The sequence below is a fragment of the Idiomarina seosinensis genome, assembly GCF_044797955.1.
In the GTDB taxonomy this organism is placed as follows: Bacteria; Pseudomonadota; Gammaproteobacteria; order Enterobacterales; family Alteromonadaceae; genus Idiomarina; species Idiomarina seosinensis_A.
Genome location: NZ_CP085211.1, coordinates 1,542,562 through 1,559,080 on the forward strand (window position 1 = coordinate 1,542,562; position 16,519 = coordinate 1,559,080).

The following is a 16,519-nucleotide window of genomic DNA, read 5'->3' on the forward strand; positions in this document are numbered from 1 at the left end:
CTTATGCAGCAGATAAACACAAAGCCAGCTTATCTTCAACTGAATGAATACCAGGGCAGCAGAGTGATTGATCATGCCCGTTAGTATTGTCTGGCTAAAACGCGATTTAAGGTTACATGATCATGCGGCACTAAAAGCCGCTGCAGATAGCGGTCACCCGCTGCTGATGCTGTATATATTCGAGCCGGAAATGGAAAGCGACCCCCATTTAAGCCTGCGACATTTTCGTTTTATTTATCAAAGTCTCAGTGATTTAAACCAACAACAGCCTGAGATGGCGTTAACTGTGCAACGCGAAGATATCATTGACTGCCTTGAGCGCCTGCATAAAAAGTATCGAATTGCCGGGCTATACAGTCATCAGGAAACCGGTCTTAATTACACTTTTCAGCGTGATATCCGGGTTGGCAATTGGTGTTCGGAAAAACAGATTACGTGGCACGAGTTTCCGACAGGTGCGGTTCAGCGTGGCCTTATTAATCGCAAAAACTGGCAAAAACATTGGCAACAAACAATGCGCAGCCGCGCCGTCAACACCGACTTAGCACGCGTACAATGGTTGAGAGAACTCCCGCCTGATGCCTCCCTACCCGTTGATTGGCAGCAGTTTGATGAAAACTTTCAAGCTGGCGGCGAACAAGTCGCATGGGCAGTACTGAACGACTTCTATGCCGGCCGCGGGCAATACTATTATCGTAAGCTCTCAAGCCCGCTAACCGCTGAGCACGCATGTTCAAGGCTTTCACCCTACCTGGCCTGGGGGAATATTAGCCTACGTCAGGTTTACCACACAGTATTGCGGTCCTGGAGCCGCAATGGCTGGCGTCGCTCGTTGCAGGCTTTTAGCTCGCGCTTACACTGGCACTGCCATTTTATTCAAAAGTTCGAGAGCGACTGTCGTATTGAATTCGAAAACCTCAATAGCGGCTACAACAATATGCCATTAACAGCAGAAGAGCAGGTAAAACCTTTACTGGACGCCTGGAAAAGCGGACAAACCGGGTTTCCGATGGTTGATGCCTGTATGCGCTGCCTGCAACATACCGGTTATATTAATTTCCGTATGCGCGCTATGTTAGTCAGCTTTCTGACCCATCACCTGGCCATTGACTGGCGTTATGGCGTGAAGCATCTGGCACAGTTATTTCTGGATTTCGAGCCCGGTATTCATTATTCGCAGTTTCAGATGCAGGCCGGTATCACCGGTATTAACACGGTGCGCGTTTATAACCCGGTTAAGCAGGGCCAGGAAAAAGATCCTGATGGTGTATTCATTAGCCGTTGGTGTCCAGAGTTAAGTCACCTTCCGGTCGCCTTAATTCATCAGCCCTGGCTACTGACGCCAATGGAAGAGCAGTTATATGACTTTAAGCCCGGTAGCCATTATCCCACGCCCATTATTGACCTGGAAGTTAGCGCCCGTAAGGCTCGGGAACGGCTGTGGTCATGGCGTAAAAAAGCAGAAGTCAAAGCAAATAAAGAGGAGATCTTAAGCCGCCATGTCGCATCAAAAACCCAATCTGCCCAGTAAAGTATGCCCGGTCTGTCAACGACCCTTTAGCTGGCGTAAAAAGTGGCAACAATGTTGGGATGAAGTAAAGTATTGCTCCGAGCGCTGCCGACGGCAGCGCCCCAAAGCGAAAAAGAATAATGCAGCTCTTAACTAAAAAGTTTTACTGGCGGTTCGGGATGATTTTTAACTCGACGCGACGGTTTTCCTGGCGGCCACTGGCTGTATTGTTGTCAGCAATGGGTTGGCTTTCACCGTAACCGTAGGTTGTCAGTCGGCGCTGATCAATTCCGTTATTAACCATGAAGTTTCGTACTGCCATGGCCCGGTTTAGTGACAGCTGCTGATTGTATTCAGCTGAACCTGTGCTGTCCGTATGGCCCTCGACCATCATGGTTGTTTTTTCATACTTTTTCAGTACTTTTACAACATCATTTAAAACCGGATGAAAGTTTTGCGAGATCGATGCGCTGTCTGAAGCAAAAGTAATATTGCCGGGCATCTGCAGCCGAATATTGTCACCGTCGCGGATAACCTCGACACCACTACCTGCCAGCTCATCGCGGAATTCTTGTTCCTGTTTGTCCATGTAATTACCGATTGCCGAACCGGCTAAGGCTCCTACCGCAGCGCCCCAAAGATAACGACTTTTATCATGATCGCCGGTACCTTTACCCAGCAGAGCCCCGGTAACTGCCCCTATAGCCGCGCCTTTTTGTGTATTGTCCATATTGGCACATCCTGCAACGACAAAAGAAGCAAGCGCAGTAACTAGCATCAAATTTCTCATATTAAGCTGTCCTTATCTAAAAACCGTACCCTCAACATAGCACATCAAAATGCTGCCAGAGGGACTGTTTACCTTTATTTTACACGCTCAAAAGGACTATTTACGCGGCATACAATCGCCAGCACTGTTGCTTTATCATAGCAAGCAGTTGCCGTAATTCTGCCTCTAACGGACGATCCTGGGTTAACAAAGGAAAGCCGTTGAGCATCTGGTCGACAAACTGACGCACGTCTTTATTCAACGGCAAAGCCGAGGATTGTTGCCGCAGGTAGCAACCATGGGCTGCCGCCAGCAGAGACGCGGCAATAACCTGTTCCGTCAGTGTGATAACCCGCCGGCAGTCCCGCGCTGCTATTGTCCCCATACTGACTTTATCCTGGTTATGGCATTCGGTTGAGCGCGAAAAGACACTGGCCGGCATTGTTAGCTTTAGGGCTTCAGCCGCCCAGGCAGAGCAACCAATTTGTACCGCTTTGAAGCCGTGGCTGACCGACTGTTCTGCGCCCTCGGCTGCGGTTAAATTGGCTGCTAAACCCTGATTGCTTTTGCCATCTAATAACAGCGCCATTTGCCGATCCTGTAAATCGGCCAGGTTCGCAACCTGCGCTTTTAACAAGTCCATAACCATGGCTATATGGCCACCATAAAAATGCCCACCGTGATGTATTCGTCGCGCTTTAGCATCGACAACAGGATTATCATTGACACTATTTAACTCGTTAAACAGTGTTATTTTAATCCACGGCAACGCATCCTGCAGAGCGCCAATAACATGTGGCGCACAGCGAATCGAATAACGATCCTGTAATCTCGATTGTCTCGGTGCTGGCTCTTGTAGCTGCAAGTCGCTGCGTATCCAGGCAGCAATCTGCTGCTGACCCTGGTGCGGCTTGACGCTATGTAACGCAACGTCAAAGTGGTAGGGATTACCTTTAACCGCAGCCAGCATCAGACTGGTTACACGACTACTGAGCTGACATAGATAATCGGCTCTTCGGTATGCCAGGCAGGCCAGCGCAGTCATAACCGCCGTGCCGTTCATTAATGCAAGGGCCTCTTTGGGACGCAGCTGGTAGGGCTGTAAGCCTAATTCAGCAAATGCGGATTTACTGCTCTGCACACGACCACGAAAAACCACCTCACGTTCGCCGATTAATGCGCCGGCGATATAAGATAGCGGGGTTAAGTCGCCACTGGCTCCGACGCTGCCCTCTTCGGGAATTAACGGTAATATGTCTTCTTGTAGCATTAACGCCAGTCGCTGCAGTAAATTATAACTGACACCCGAAAAACCTTTACACAAAGAGACCAACCGCACAGCAAGTATGGCCCGGGTTTCCTCAGCAGAAAAATGCTGTCCTAAACCGCATCCGTGAAAACGCGTCAAGTTAATCGGTAATTGATCAACAGACTCAGGCGGTACCGCCACTTCACAACTATCGCCATAGCCAGTGGTCACCCCATAAACGGCGCCGTCTTGCTGCAAACATTCGCTAATAAAATCAGCACCAGCGTTGATAGATGCCTGGTAAGTTTCACTGTTGTCCAGCTCGACGGTACATTGTCGGTCACTGATTGACAGAATATCGTCAATACTGACAGGGTCACTGCTAAAAATAACGGCTTTTTGCATTTTTAAGGCCCTAAATGGTGTTATTCAACGTCCCAGTCCTGCTCTTTACCGATTTCATTAACCGGCACCTGGTCAGCAACACTGAAACGTTTGGGTATTTCATAAGACTGTAATTTAACGCTGAGCCAACCTGGCAATTCAGCCAATAATGGTTCTGTCAGTTTCGGTTCAGAGCCCTGCTCAAGCACTAGCAGCGCCTTCAGTCCCTGATCACTATCCGACAGCAACCTTACCCGTGCAGACTTTATCTGTGGATGCTGCTCAATGATGCGGGCAACGCGCAGCGGATATACATTATGACCATTAACCTGTACCGCCTGGTCCACTCTTTTAAGCGGTTTAAAGCAAGACTCATCGCGCCATTCGACTTTGTCGGGCAGCGCAACATGTTGGTTACTATCAGTGTCTAATAACTGCTGTTCGGTATACCGCTGCCAACGCGGCAGTAATTGATACCAGCCATTACGCTGCATCCGGTAACCTAAGCCAGCCGTTTCTGAGCTGCCGTATACTTCTAAAACTGCCTCCAGACCCTGATTTTGCAGTGTCTCAAGCACGTTTTGCGAAGCCGGTCCTGCCGAATTAATTGCGAAGGTATGCTCCGGAAAAGTGACCCGCCGCTGCGCTAACTGCTGATACCAGCCGGGAAAGCCGATAACCGCATCATAGGGCTGCAACTGCTGCCCCTGAGTCAGGGTAAAGGCTCGCAGACCTCTTACAACCTTAACGCCCAGTTGCTGGGGCAGTAAAATCGAGAAGATAAAGCCATAAATATGGTGCGCCGGCACTACGCTGATAAAGCGCTTAGGATGCAGACCCTGCTGCTGTATAAGTTCGGCAAAAAACTCGGCTTCAGACACAAGAGCGGTAAAACTGTGAGTCAGCTTTTTAGGTTTGCCGGTAGAGCCAGATGAGCTGAATCTAATATCCTGGCTGGCCTGCTCACGGCTGGCCATTATCACCTCCGCCCACTCACCCAAAGTTGAAGCGCGAAGCAAGTAGTCTTCCAGACCACTGCTGTGCAGCTGAAAAAACTCGACAACCCGCCCGGCAACTGACATCCAGTCAAAGGAATCAAGGATAATTTCATCCCCTTGCCCCCGGGCCTTATTCTCTGTGGTAATAATGGTGTCAGCGGACCACTGGCGCCCGGTTAAATAGTGAGGGTCATACTGAGCCGATTGGTTCGGCAGGCGATTAAGCTCATCGGCGATTAAGGCGCCGATGACGCTTACAATCGAGGGTGCTGTCAGTGCAGGCATTACAGGCGTTTTACAAACACCCAGTAGCTATCATCTGAGAGGGCCTTTTTCATGTGAACTTTAACTTTCGTTGGCTTCATTTGGTAATCAAAGGTGTATTCAAACATGGTATTGAGCTCACCACTTTTTACTCCTTCGTCAAATTTACCCTTAAACTCAGAACTATTGGTACAAGGGGCAACATCTGTAAAGAAGTTTTTACCAACCACTTCGGAGGGATCACGCCCAGTGATATCCCCTTCGGCTGAATTGTACTGCAATATCTTACCATTGCTGTCCAGCTGAATTGCGCCAAACGCCACGTTATCCAGCTGTGAGTCGTCCATATTCGCTAATTGATTTTCGATATCGTCAGACCCGAACTTCACCATTTCCATAGTTTTCTCCACTTGGTTGTTAACTTGATTCTTTCGACACTACAACCAACCTAGATCAGTTCTTTTCGCAAATCAATGGTAATTTTATACAACCTCGGTATGCTTATTTGTAGATTGACGAAAGGAGTTACCGATGTTGTTTAAGCCCCCACATCCAAAGCACTTAGTAACAGGATTTATCGTCGTTACCGCGCTTTTGGTTCAGCCTGTGGTTGCCGCCGATCCCGGCAGTCATCCATTACTCAAATCGACACAGCAGCATTTATCCGAATCCTCTTCTGCGCTGCCTGCTGCTAATCACTTTGCCAGTCGCCAGTGGTTGGCTGACGAACCTAGCTTATCAATCATGCGATGGCAGTCTGATAGCGATCCCGGGGGTACCGATGAGACAGAAGTTACTTTGGAGTTAAGCTTACTCACCCCCACACAACGACAACTGATTAGCCGCTTTAATTCGCTCAGTGCCCGATTAAAACAAATTGAACAGCAACAGCTGCAGCTGCAAATTTCAGCCTTTTTACGCGACCACTTCTGGCGTTTCCGCCGCACTCAAGCCACACTGACATTTTATCGGGACATCGTTGCTCAGCTCAAACAACTTGAACAGCAGACAGAACGCAGGCTTCAGGCTCAAAATGCAACTGGTTTTGACCGCATTTTAATCCAGCAGCGGGTGCTGACTTACCAGGCAAAAATACAACAGCAGCAGTTAAGTCTGCAGACTCTGACTCGACAGTGGCAGCAGATTACAGGTCAAAAGCGGTTACCGGAAACTCTCGCCGAACCGGAGAATGAGCCATTATCAATAACGCAGCATCCACAATTAATGCTCCTTCAGCTGCAATGGCAAATCGCGACAGCAGAAGCTGAGAATGAAGCTGAACAAAGCAAAAGCTGGACGGTTTCCGCCGGCTTCAAAAAAAATGAAAGCGTAAATAGCAGTGACAATCAGCTTGGTATTGGTGTTTCCATTCCCTTGTCGTTTTCTGGTTCATTGTCTGCCCTATCTTCTCAGGCGCTAAAAAGCCAGCAGCAAAAAATCCTGACCGCCCTTCAACAACAACAGCTTAACTTGCAGGCAGAGGTGCAACACCGCATCGGCCAGGTTCAACAAGCCCGCCAACAACTCAAATTAACTGAGCAGACAAAAGTATTAAGTAATCAGGCTATCAATCAGTTGCAACAACTGCACGAGAGTCAGCAAATCACAACGCGCCGATTTATTGACCGTTTGATCGAGCAATGGCAATACCGTTATCAATATCAGATCGCTGAAATTGAGCTAGAGTCTGCACGCGCCCAGTTAAACCAAGCAAAAGGAACAACATTATGACACCCGCGAAGCCGTTAGCTGTTTTTTTCAATTGTTTGACTGTGCTATTTTTTCTCGGCTCCGGGGTCACAATTGCGGCAGACACCATAGCTGCCGAGCAATTAAAGAACTATCAGCTGGGTCTTTCTGATGCTCGGCCAGCAGAGGCTGTGACACTGGCCCCTGTTATTGGCCGTTGGACTTTTGCCCCTGGTAGTCCTCTAACAATTGCTCACCCCTTTGAACATTCGAAAATTGATGTGCTGGTGGGTAACAGCCAGTATTTAGATAAAGGTACTCAGGTTGCCACTATTAGTGGGCCTTCCGTGAGTCATTTTTATCATCGGCTGAACATTATTGAACAAGAGTTTCAGGTTGCTGAGCAGCGCTATCAGAGTAACCAGCAGCTGTTCAAAGACAACGCAATTTCCGCGGAACAATGGCAACAGACGCTGGCAGACTTTTTAAAGCTCGCTGATCAATATCACGAAACTCAAGTGGTCGCTGAGCGCTTTCAACAAATGGGCGAGGATCGTGCCGCATTCACGATGCCAGCCGATGGTATCTGGCAGCTTGCGGACGAACCCGGTGTGCTCGGTACTGTTTTGCCAAAAAACAGTCTTCGTATCGGCGCCCGGGTACCCCAGCAACTCGTTGACCATGTGGTCGCTCTGACCCTTTCTGATAAGCAATACGCTGTTAGTTTTCGCGACAAAAACGCACAGAATGGATTAGTGACACTGTGGAGTGAGCCTGCCTATGATGACAGCTGGCAGATTAATCAAATTCTCTCTGTACAACCCAGCATAACAATTGAAGGCGCGCTTCATATACCGGCCGGTGCTCTCACCTCACTCGCGGGCCAGCCAACGGTATTTATCGCCCGCAATGATGAATTCAGACCGGTTGCCGTAGACATCGTTGCTCAACACTCGGACTTTTATGTCGTAGTACCGCAACAAGCGTTTGATGGTCAGCTTGTAACCGAGTCGATTGGGGCGCTCAAAGGTATCTATAGCGACGGGGAGCAGTAACCATGGTAAGCAAAGTTCTGGCTTTCTCGTTAAAGAACCGGCTATTCATTTTTGTCCTTTTTGGCCTGCTAATTGGCCTCGGTATTCAGTCGCTGCGAACCTTGCCAGTTGATGCTTTCCCGGAAATTTCTCCGACTCAGGTCAGCATCATACTGCGCGCTCCCGGCATGTCTGCTGAACGGGTCGAAAATCAAGTCACTCATCCGCTGGAAACCGAATTGCTGGGTATTCCACAGCAAAGCATTTTGCGCTCAACAACAAAGTACGGTATCACCTCTATCACTCTGGATTTTGAAGAAGGTACCGATATTTACTGGGCCAGGCAGCAAGTCGCTGAAAAACTTGCCGCTGTGCAGGACCAGTTTCCCGCCTCTATTGAAGGCGGAATGGCGCCCATGAGCACGCCGCTGAGCGAAATGTTCATGTTTACCATCGAAAACGAGGCCCTAAGTTTAACCGAAAAACGGCACTTACTTGACTGGGTCATCAGGCCTGCATTACGAACAGTCGAAGGTGTTGCAGACGTCACTAACCTGGGGGGCAAAGTCAGAACCTTTGAATTCAGTCCAGATCCGCAGAAGCTCGCCGAAGCCCGGCTTTCGCTAACAAATATTAAAACAGCCCTCGACGACGCTAACCGGGTCGGCAATCTGGGGCGTGTAGTTATCGGTAGTGAAACCTTCAGCGCGCGGGTTAGTGGTCGTATTGTTAACCTTAACGATCTAAAGCAACTTAGCGTAAGTAACGATCAGAACCAGGTTTATTATTTACGACAGCTCGGTGACGTCAGCATCAGTTACTTACCACGTTTTGGTGCTATTACAAAAGACGGTAAAGAAGCAGTTGAAGGTTTAGTTGTGGGGCTACGCGGCGCAAATGCAGCTGCTGTTGTCCAGTCGGTCCAGGAAAAGCTGACCCAGCTGCAACCCAGTCTGCCTCAGGGGACCGAGCTTAACGTATTTTATAATCGAAAAAAGCTGATCGATACGGCAATTGAATCTATCTCTACTGCACTTATGCAGTCGGTAGTTTTAGTTATCGGTGTGTTAATTTTCTTTTTGCGTAATTTTCGCGCATCGATTCTGGTATCACTATCGATTCCTGTCGCTGCCCTGATGACCTTTATCAGTCTACAGCTACTGGGACTTTCAGCTAATCTCATGAGCCTCGGCGGATTAGTGATTGCCATTGGTATGATTGTTGATTCCTCTGTCGTACTGACCGAAAAAATCGAAAGTCAGCTCACGAAAAATCATAAGTTACCCCTGTTGCATATTATTTTTCGTTCTTGTCAGTCTGTAGCCCCATCCGTTGTCACTGGCACACTGGTTATTATTCTGGTCTTTTTACCCTTGCTAACCTTAACTGGGCTCGAGGGTAAACTGTTCTCCCCGGTCGCTTTAACAATAGTTATTGCCATTACGGCAGCCTTACTGATTGCGCTGACTCTGGTACCGGCACTGGCGTCGCTGTTAATTAAGCCGAAACAACGCAATAACCCGGCGCTGGCTAAAATGCAGCGCGGTTACCGCCGCTTACTGGCTTCTGCCAGCCAACATAAATCGTTCGTTTTTTTAGCTTTCAGTAGCCTATTTTTGCTGAGTATTTTGAGCTTTGTTATGGCCGGAAAAACCTTTATGCCGACCATGGATGAAGGCGACATTATCGTACAACTGGAAAAGGCACCGACTGTTTCCTTGCAGGAATCGATCAATCTGGACAAACAAGTTGAAAAAAAATTACTGCAGCAGGTACCTGAAATCGAACAAATCGTGGCCCGCACCGGCTCTGATGAGCTAGGACTGGATCCTATGGGTCTGAACGAAACCGATGTCTTTATGGAGCTTAAGCCTCGCTCCGAGTGGCGGTTCGACAGTAAAGACGCGTTAATTTCCGCTATCCGCGAAGTGGTCAGTGAATACCCGGGCATGAAAATTAATTTTACACAGCCAATACAAATGAGGATTTCTGAAATGCTCACCGGTAGTACCGGCGCGGTGAGCATCAAAGTGTTTGGTGACAATATTAGCCGTCTGTCTGAGTTTGCTAATCGTATCGTCGTTCAGGCTGAAAAAATAAAGGGCAGTGTTGACGTGCAGGCTAGCGTGATAACCGGTGGTGAGTTTATTGACATCGTTCCTGACATGCAAAAAATGGCTTATTATGGCGTGAGTAAATCACAACTGACCGAATTTGTCGCTTCGCAACTGTCCGGTTTTACTACCGATAAAGCCATTGAAGGAAGAGTACGGACGCCTATCACTATTGCCAGTCTCGATAGCGACAGTCGTTACCACGCCTTGCAAACTTTGCGTCAAATGACTCTGGTTACTGATACCGGCAACGCCATTGCCCTGGCAGAACTTGCAACGGTGACCACCAGCACCGGCCCGGCGATTATTGAGCGTGAAAATGGTAATCGCTATGCACTGATTACCAGTAATGTTGAAAATCGCGATATCGTTGGTTTTGTCGAGGAATTAGAGACTCGGGTAACCGAAAACATCCAGCTTGATGCTGGCTACTTTGTTGAATACGGCGGTGAATTTGAAAATCAGGCGCGCGCAAGCGCAAACCTATTGACGGTTATCCCTGTCGCCCTGCTACTGATCGTTATTTTGCTCTTCTCATCACTGGGTTCTTTTAGCTTAACGCTAATGGTGTTAACTAACATTCCGTTTGCGCTAAGTGGCGGAGCTATTGCGTTATGGATCAGCGGCGCTTATATGTCAGTACCCGCCTCGGTCGGGTTTATTGCCTTAATGGGAGTCGCGATACTTAATGGTGTGGTGATGATAAGTCACTTCGAGCAAACTAAGATTCACTTTAAGAACTTGCACGAGCTGGTTTATCAAGGCGCTGTCGACCGCTTACGCCCCGTGCTCATTACTGCTGTCACAGCTATTTTTGGTTTATTACCACTGCTAATGGCGGCCGGCCCGGGCTCAGAAATACAAAAACCTCTGGCCATTGTGGTTATCGGCGGCCTGGTTACCGCCACCCTGGCTACGTTGATACTGTTACCGTTGCTATACCTTATTGCCCACAGAAGGACCACCCATGTCTGAACGACTGATTAAATTGTACTTCACCGGTGAACAGCGTCCTGACATTGTTGATGCTCTCATGCAAGTCGATAACCTTAGTGGCTTTACCCTTTATGCGATTGAAGGTTTTAGTCACCGCCAGGATCGCTTTGACCTTGACGAACAGATCAGAGGCTCGCGCTCGATGTACAGCGCCGAAGTCATTTGTAACGACAAAACCTTTACAGAGATTAAAGCCTCTCTGAAAAAACTCAACTTTAATGAGCCGCTGCGTTATTACGTTACTGAATTGTCTGAACAGGGCTGTATAGAAGCCAATTAGGGCGTTCGCTAATCAACCCGGCTTTTACCAAGCCCTGCACTGATAGTCAGCTGCAGGGCATCAGCCGGCTTCATATCCAGGGACTGAGTACAGTCGCGCGGGACAATCACCATATAACCGCCGACCATGTAGCTCATGGGTAAAAAAACAGCGACTTGATCATCACCAAGTATTTTCGAAAAACGATCATTTTTATTACCGCCTGTTTTGGTGACGATACCAATAACCCGGGTATTCGTTCCCGGTAAAGTCACCATTACCACCGACTCATCAGCAAAGTCCTTACCGGACATCATTTCGAAAATATCATTGACGGTGCCGTACAAACTGCGCAGTAACGGCAGTTTATTCATGAAAATCCCCGGTAATTGCCAGACCCAGTTAATCATGCGCCAGCGGGCACTGTAGCCAATTAATGCCGCGATGAATAAAAAACTGATAAAGGCCAGGCCGGGGAAGTAATAAGTTTCACCTAAGATAGCCAGCCAGATCGGACTTAACCAGGCCTCAATGGTGACCAGTAGCCACTGCACAAGAAATATCGTAACAATGATCGGGAGTAAAATGGCAAAGCCTTTCAGCATCGACTGAATAATGGTTTTCATCGCAACGTTCTCATTTTATTTACGGCATAAAGCCTGAACCTAGCACTGGTTAACGAGAAATGCATGGAATTTACTCTTTTTAGTACAGCTTCAGAACTCGAAAACCACAGCATTACGGCCTTTATGTTTTGCCTTATAAAGCTGTTTATCTGCACGGCGAATAGCCTCGGCAGGCGCTTCTCCTGGGCGAATAGGCGCAGCCCCGATACTGATGGTTAAAACGGAGTTTGCCGCTTGTTTATATTGATGTTCAATACCCAGTTGCGCAACCGCCTCGCGCAGCGCATTAAGCTGCTGCTCAAGTTCAGCGGCGCTGGCTGCCGGTAAAATAATGGCGAGTTCTTCACCACCATAGCGGTAAACTTTAAGTGGTGTCTTTTGTTGTAAACAAGCGGCGATTTTTTTCAATGCTTGATCACCAGCATCATGACCGTAATTATCATTATAGGGTTTAAATTCATCGATATCGGACAGCATCAGATAATCGCCCCTGGATTCTTTGGTCGCTGCCAGCAAATCACGATCAAACGCGCGACGGTTAAATAACCCTGTTAACCCATCCAGATGGGCTAAAGCGTCCAGTTGCCTGTTAGCGGCAGCCAGTTCAGCCGTACGGGTCTCAACCTGACGTTCAAGCTCCTGTTGCGCGGCGATAAATCGACCGGCCATGTGTTTGAAGGCTGTAAGAGCTTGTCTTACTTCTCCTTTTGCTTTGATATTGGCCGGCTGATTATCCAGCACATCCTGATAATTACGCTGCCCCATCATGGAGGCAACTTTCGCTACCACACGCAAAGGTTTCGAGACTTCCTGATTGATCAGCCAATAAACGATTAACAAAATCAATAACACTAAACCAATCCCGGCTGCAACCAGCTTAACCGGCAATACCAGTGCTTGTTTTTTTATTTCACTTTGCGGATAAAGAGTTACGTACCACCAGTTAGGGCCTTTAATTTTATTAATAATGGCGACATGTTCAGGAAGGCTTGATTCTAACACTCTCGGGGTCTGTGTTAACTTACCCTCACCAATAATCTGACTAACGGCTTGATACAGGGGTTCATCATAATTTTCCGGTACTAAGGTATTATGGTCAGTCATATCACTGGTGGATAAATTTGAAGCTGCAATTAGTGCCCCTTGCTGATTAAGCACCATGTGCTCCGAATTGGGCCGTTTTTTCTCGGTTAAATCGCTGAGCAGCTGATCTAAATTGACATCAAAACTGGCATTCACCAGATGTCGGCCATTCAAATCAACAGGGCGCTGATAGGTGATGGTCCAGAGACCGGCCGAAATATCGTGGTAAAGCCCGGTCCAGTTAGGCTCCCGGTCTGGGTTTTCACTAAGTAATGTGGACTTAACCACGGAATAATCGGTAATAATCAGCCCTTTATCAGCCAACAGGCCCCAGGGGTGGCTTTGAGAATATACGATTAAGATATTTTCGGGCATTGAAAAATGAGTATTGGCCACTTCGTTTTGCCAGGCCGGAGCCAGAGCATCCAGGGTCATTTGTGCTGCGATGGTACGCCCTTTCAATTCCTGACTTATGGGTTCGTCACGGGGCCCCAGGAACGCCGACAGGTGCTGAAAGTAATGACCATTAACTTCGACGCCCTGATCAAATTCCGGTTTTAACCGAAACACCCCATCCGATGTTTGCTGGTACCAGTTATTAAACTTTTCCACGCTCGATGGTTTGTCATGCAGCAGCTGATAACGCGAAATAAACTGCCGCGTCAGAATTTCGCCGTGTTGTTCAATACGATTAAAAAGTTGCTGATTTCTTGTCAGGGTCGGCGACAGATCTTGCTGTAAAACCTCAATGACTCGTTGCTTGGCGTTTTCATAGGTGGTCAGAAAAGTGGCGGCCGAGGCGACAACAACAATTGATATAGCCGCAAGACTTATTTTTGTAAGCAATGCCGTTGTTAAGCGTTGCCGATGATGCAGTCGTCTTTGTCGTTTGCGCCGTTCCATGGAGTTTCCGGTAGCATGATAAGGGTCAGAAGATAGGATAATTACAGCATACCGCAAGTTAGCTGATTGATTAACCAGAATAATTGCCGCATGATTATTATTCGTTAATTTTAAAAAAATGTTAAGGTCTATGCCGTGCAAAACTTTGCCAAAAAAACTGCGCTTCTTGGTCCGGCGCTGCTTACTTTTTTCTTTTCACTGACCGCTAATATTGCCTCCGCAGAGCCGGCACAGGGTTCCCGCATTAAATCGGCCAGTCAGTTTCAGGTGTTGCCTCACCGTCAGCGGGTTGCTCCTCAGAACCGGCTTTTAAATGAACGATTAGAACATTTGCTACCCGATCTTATGCAGCAGGCAAAGCTGGATATGTGGCTGGTCATTAACCGCGAATACGCAGAAGATCCAGTTTACTTTTCCTTGGTACCACAACCCACCTTTGCTGCCCGTCGCACAACCATGCTGGTATTTAATCGCCTTGAGGATGGAAGCGTGGAAAAGCTGTCGGTTAATACATACCCGTTTGGCGATCCGTATCAGTCTTATTGGTCTGGCGGAGACATTGACGCCCAGTGGCAGGCATTGGCTCAGCTGATCGAAGAAAAAAAGCCTGACACCATTGGTATTAACCAATCAACCCACTGGCCCGAGGCTGACGGTCTGACAAAGGGCCTGTACGATCGGCTAACCGCTGCATTACCTGATCGCTATGTCGAGCGTTTACAGCCGGCAGAGCAACTCGTGGTGCGCTGGCTGGAAACCCGGACCCAAAGCGAGTTAAGCATTTTAAGCACCGCGGTGTCGCTGGCCCGTGGCGTTATTGCTGAAGCTTTTAGTGCCAGCACTATTACCCCCGATGCAACAACCACTGATGATGTTGCCTGGTATATACGCCAACGTTTTGAGGAGCTCGGATTAGATGCCTGGTTTATGCCCTACGTAACCTTTCAACGCGCCGGCAACCAATGCACTGAGGACATGCCGTTTTGCAGTGCAGGTAAAGGCCTGATAAAACGTGGTGATGTTTTACACACGGACGTGGGTATTTGTTATCTGAGCCAGTGTACCGATACGCAAGAAATGGCTTACGTGTTAAAGCTTAACGAACAAAGTGCTCCTGATGGCTTAAAAAATGCCTTACGAACAGGCAATAAATGGCAGGATTTGTTGACTCAGGAGTTTATTACCGGCCGCAGTGGTAATGAAATTCTGGCCGCCACGCGAAGCGCCAGCCAGCAAGCCAATATTGACAGCAGTACTTACACTCATCCCATTGGTTTTTTTGGGCATGCTCCGGGACCAACCATCGGTATGTGGGATAACCAGGGGTCGACAAAGATTAAAGGAGACTGGCTGTTATACCCGGACACCGCCTACGCCATTGAAGGCAACATTAAACAGGTACTGCCCGAGTGGGATAACCAAACAGTACAGATCATGTTGGAACAAACCGCATACTTTGACGGCAGTGAGGTTATTTATGCAGCGGGTAGACAGACACAGTGGCACCTGATTAGGTGACCAGGCTAACGGCACAACTGACGCCAAAATTTGCAACTTTAAACTGGCGTGTCTACCTTATAACCTAGCCACATTAAATAAGGAGCTTATTATGATGGGTCACGAAATGTTTGCCGGCATGGGCTTTCTATGGATGTTGTTCATTGGCTTATTGCTGGTCATTCCCACTTGGCGAATCTGTCAGCGAATCGGCTATCCGGGTCCCCTGGGCTTACTAATTCTGGTACCAATTGCCAATATTGTGCTACTGTATTTCATTGCCTTTTCACGCTGGAAACGCTTGTAAGAAAGCCAACAGGAGTGCCTCATTAGCGCTAGCAGTATCGTGCAGGAGCAACAACAGCTCCGCCAATTTCTTAAACAAAACCATCCTGTAACAGTACTCACCGGGGCGGGCCTAAGCACCGCCTCGGGCATTCCCGACTACCGTGACAGTCAGGGTAACTGGAAAATTTCTCCTCCCGTTCAGCACCGTGATTTTATGCAAGATGAGCAGCTACGCAAGCGTTACTGGGCTCGTGCACTGCACGGTTGGCCAGTGCTTTATCATGCACAGCCTAATAAAGCACATTATGCGCTGGCACAAATGCAAGGCGCTGGCGAAATCGGTACCATCATTACTCAGAATGTTGACGGCTTGCACCAAAAAGCAGGCGCCACTGACGTTATCAATCTGCACGGTTATGCCAATGAAATGATCTGTATGAGCTGCGGTGCAAAGTCGCCGCGACTGGATATGCACGAGCGTTGCCTGGCACTCAATCCCCAATTTGCCGACATGGCCGCGGCTCCTCTTCCCGATGGCGATGCTGATATTGAAGCTGACTTTGACCAGTTTGTTATTGCTGATTGCTTAAACTGTGGTGGTATTTTAAAGCCTGATGTTGTTTATTTTGGCGATACCGTACCCAAGACTCGAGTGGCCGAAGCTAAACAAGCACTGGACAGCAGCAGTGGCTTGTTGGTTATCGGTTCTTCATTGATGGTCTTTTCCGGCTATCGCTTTGCTCGCCAGGCGCACGCAAAAGGCCAGCCGATCGCCCTGCTGACCCGCGGTAAAACACGCGCCGATGACCTCGCCACGATAAAACTGGATGTGGATATCAGTGCTGTGCTTTAGCAA

Annotated in this window: 15 protein-coding genes; 9 read left to right on the forward strand and 6 right to left on the reverse strand. The window is 48.3% G+C overall.

The window, feature by feature from the left end:
* Positions 1-73 precede the first annotated feature (73 nt).
* Complete coding sequence (locus LG288_RS07285) at positions 74-1,531, forward strand: FAD-binding domain-containing protein (protein WP_404399488.1); 1,458 nt, start codon at positions 74-76, stop codon at positions 1,529-1,531.
* Entirely contained in the window at positions 1,500-1,667 is a 168-nt protein-coding gene (locus tag LG288_RS07290) for a DUF2256 domain-containing protein (protein WP_404399490.1), read from the forward strand. Before LG288_RS07285 ends, LG288_RS07290 begins: the two co-directional genes overlap by 32 nt.
* A 6-nt stretch (positions 1,668-1,673) precedes the next feature.
* Here the strand turns inward: LG288_RS07290 and LG288_RS07295 are convergent, their stop codons facing one another.
* From LG288_RS07295 to pyp, 4 genes are all read right to left on the reverse strand, one after another.
* Positions 1,674-2,300, reverse strand: coding sequence for an OmpA family protein (locus LG288_RS07295; protein WP_404399491.1), 627 nt, complete (start codon positions 2,298-2,300; stop codon positions 1,674-1,676).
* A gap of 100 nt (positions 2,301-2,400) precedes the next feature.
* Positions 2,401-3,933 carry a histidine ammonia-lyase gene (gene hutH / locus LG288_RS07300; protein ID WP_404399492.1) on the reverse strand — a complete coding sequence of 511 codons (1,533 nt, stop codon included), beginning with the start codon at positions 3,931-3,933 and terminating at the stop codon, positions 2,401-2,403.
* A gap of 20 nt (positions 3,934-3,953) precedes the next feature.
* The gene (locus tag LG288_RS07305) at positions 3,954-5,195 is read right to left on the reverse strand and encodes an AMP-binding protein (RefSeq protein ID WP_404399493.1); all 1,242 of its coding nucleotides are present in this window, start codon (positions 5,193-5,195) and stop codon (positions 3,954-3,956) included.
* Entirely contained in the window at positions 5,195-5,572 is a 378-nt protein-coding gene (pyp, locus tag LG288_RS07310; protein ID WP_404399495.1) for a photoactive yellow protein, read from the reverse strand. The genes LG288_RS07305 and pyp overlap by 1 nt, the downstream gene beginning before the upstream one ends.
* Positions 5,573-5,705: 133 nt before the next feature.
* Here pyp and LG288_RS07315 point away from each other — a divergent pair, with 133 nt between their 5' ends.
* Genes LG288_RS07315 through LG288_RS07330 form a run of 4 tightly spaced genes read left to right on the forward strand, consistent with a single transcriptional unit; the run spans position 5,706 to position 11,287 of the window.
* Positions 5,706-6,905 carry a TolC family protein gene (locus LG288_RS07315; protein ID WP_404399496.1) on the forward strand — a complete coding sequence of 400 codons (1,200 nt, stop codon included), beginning with the start codon at positions 5,706-5,708 and terminating at the stop codon, positions 6,903-6,905.
* Positions 6,902-7,918, forward strand: a complete 1,017-nt coding sequence (locus tag LG288_RS07320; RefSeq protein WP_404399497.1) for a hypothetical protein — start codon at positions 6,902-6,904, stop codon at positions 7,916-7,918. Before LG288_RS07315 ends, LG288_RS07320 begins: the two co-directional genes overlap by 4 nt.
* Positions 7,919-7,920: 2 nt before the next feature.
* A complete protein-coding gene (locus LG288_RS07325) occupies positions 7,921-10,986 on the forward strand; it encodes an efflux RND transporter permease subunit (protein WP_404399498.1) in 3,066 nt (1,021 codons plus the stop codon).
* Positions 10,979-11,287, forward strand: a complete 309-nt coding sequence (locus LG288_RS07330; protein ID WP_404399499.1) for a DUF3240 family protein — start codon at positions 10,979-10,981, stop codon at positions 11,285-11,287. The genes LG288_RS07325 and LG288_RS07330 overlap by 8 nt, the downstream gene beginning before the upstream one ends.
* Before the next feature lie 8 nt (positions 11,288-11,295).
* Here the strand turns inward: LG288_RS07330 and LG288_RS07335 are convergent, their stop codons facing one another.
* Together LG288_RS07335 and LG288_RS07340 are read right to left on the reverse strand one after the other, a co-directional pair.
* A complete protein-coding gene (locus tag LG288_RS07335; RefSeq protein ID WP_404399500.1) occupies positions 11,296-11,892 on the reverse strand; it encodes a DUF502 domain-containing protein in 597 nt (198 codons plus the stop codon).
* Between the two features lie 90 nt (positions 11,893-11,982).
* Positions 11,983-13,878 carry a diguanylate cyclase gene (locus LG288_RS07340; RefSeq protein ID WP_404399501.1) on the reverse strand — a complete coding sequence of 632 codons (1,896 nt, stop codon included), beginning with the start codon at positions 13,876-13,878 and terminating at the stop codon, positions 11,983-11,985.
* A 135-nt stretch (positions 13,879-14,013) separates the two neighbouring features.
* Between LG288_RS07340 and LG288_RS07345 the strand changes: the two genes are divergently transcribed.
* The 3 genes from LG288_RS07345 to LG288_RS07355 all read left to right on the forward strand — a co-directional run bounded on the left by LG288_RS07345 (position 14,014) and on the right by LG288_RS07355 (position 16,516).
* Positions 14,014-15,396, forward strand: coding sequence for a M24 family metallopeptidase (locus tag LG288_RS07345; protein ID WP_404399502.1), 1,383 nt, complete (start codon positions 14,014-14,016; stop codon positions 15,394-15,396).
* Positions 15,397-15,487: 91 nt separating this feature from the next.
* A complete protein-coding gene (locus LG288_RS07350) occupies positions 15,488-15,682 on the forward strand; it encodes a hypothetical protein (RefSeq protein WP_404399504.1) in 195 nt (64 codons plus the stop codon).
* A gap of 39 nt (positions 15,683-15,721) precedes the next feature.
* Complete coding sequence (locus LG288_RS07355; protein WP_404399505.1) at positions 15,722-16,516, forward strand: NAD-dependent protein deacetylase; 795 nt, start codon at positions 15,722-15,724, stop codon at positions 16,514-16,516.
* Positions 16,517-16,519 lie beyond the last annotated feature (3 nt).